The sequence below is a fragment of the Mesorhizobium sp. M1E.F.Ca.ET.041.01.1.1 genome (assembly GCF_003997355.1).
Taxonomy (GTDB): domain Bacteria; phylum Pseudomonadota; class Alphaproteobacteria; order Rhizobiales; family Rhizobiaceae; genus Mesorhizobium.
On record NZ_RZSL01001094.1, the window covers coordinates 1 to 1,011 of the forward strand.

At 64.1% G+C, this 1,011-nt stretch carries 2 protein-coding genes; both read left to right on the forward strand.

Going from position 1 to position 1,011, the window contains the following annotated elements:
• The first annotated feature begins 150 nt into the window (after nt 1-150).
• On the forward strand, nt 151-531 hold the full coding sequence (locus tag EOA38_RS37610) for a TfoX/Sxy family protein (protein WP_126095489.1): 381 nt from the start codon (nt 151-153) through the stop codon (nt 529-531).
• A gap of 86 nt (nt 532-617) precedes the next feature.
• Nucleotides 618-1,011 (forward strand): GFA family protein (locus EOA38_RS37615; protein ID WP_145966336.1); only part of this gene is annotated, 394 nt, incomplete at its 3' end.

The following is a 1,011-nucleotide window of genomic DNA, read 5'->3' on the forward strand; positions in this document are numbered from 1 at the left end:
GCTTCAGGCCGGCCAAGGTGCGCGCCTTCGTGGATTTCCTGGCGGCGGCAGAGAGGAAGCGTGCCCGACGATGAAGCGCTCGCCCCGCCTCTTGAACCGCCACTGGCTTCCGTGCTTGCCTGTCTCGGCAAATCGCGACGGACGGTGAGCATGGCGAAATCAGTCAAGAACAGCGTCGCGCCCGACCCGATGGTCGAGCGCCTGCGCGCGGCGCTCGGCCAACGTCAATTCACCGAACAAAAAATGTTCGGCGGCACCTGCTTCATGATCAACGGCAACATGCTGATCGGAACCTCGAAGCGCGGGCTGCTGGTTCGCGTTGGGAAGGCCGCGCATGCGGCCGCGGCCGCACGGCCCCATGCGCGGCCGATGGAAATGGGTGGGCGCTCGATGGAAGGCTATGTCCAAGTCGCGCCGGAAGGCACGGTTGCCGACGCGGACCTCCGCGCCTGGCTCGACCTCGCGCTGGCCTTCGTCGAAACTTTGCCGCCGAAGGTCAAATCCGCCAAGGTCGCAAAGAAGCGCGCGTAAGCCGCTCTCCCGCCGCTTTGCGGACTGTGATGTGTCAGTATCGGTTGAGCTGGTTTTAAGGAACGTGCGGGCCAGGGGAGGGAGCAATGGCACTTAGCGGACATTGCATGTGCGGGGCCGTGACCTGGGCATACTCCGGCAGTGTCACGCGCAACCTGGTCTGCCACTGCGCCGATTGCCAGCGCGCCACGTCCGCCCCGCTGACGGCCTTCCTTGGCATGAGGCCGGAGCAACTGAGCTGGACCGGTGACATCAGGCACTATGAAAGCAGCCCGAACACCTTTCGCGGGTTCTGCCCGTCCTGTGGCACGAGGCTCTATTTCCGTTCCGACAGATGGCCTCATGAGATCCACGTTCACGCCGCCACCATGGCGAATCCGGAGGACTACCTGCCCGATGCGCAGGTCCTCATACGTTCGCGGATGAAATGGCTCGACCGGCTGTCGTCGATTCCTGCCCATGAGGGCTTCCAGCAACAGC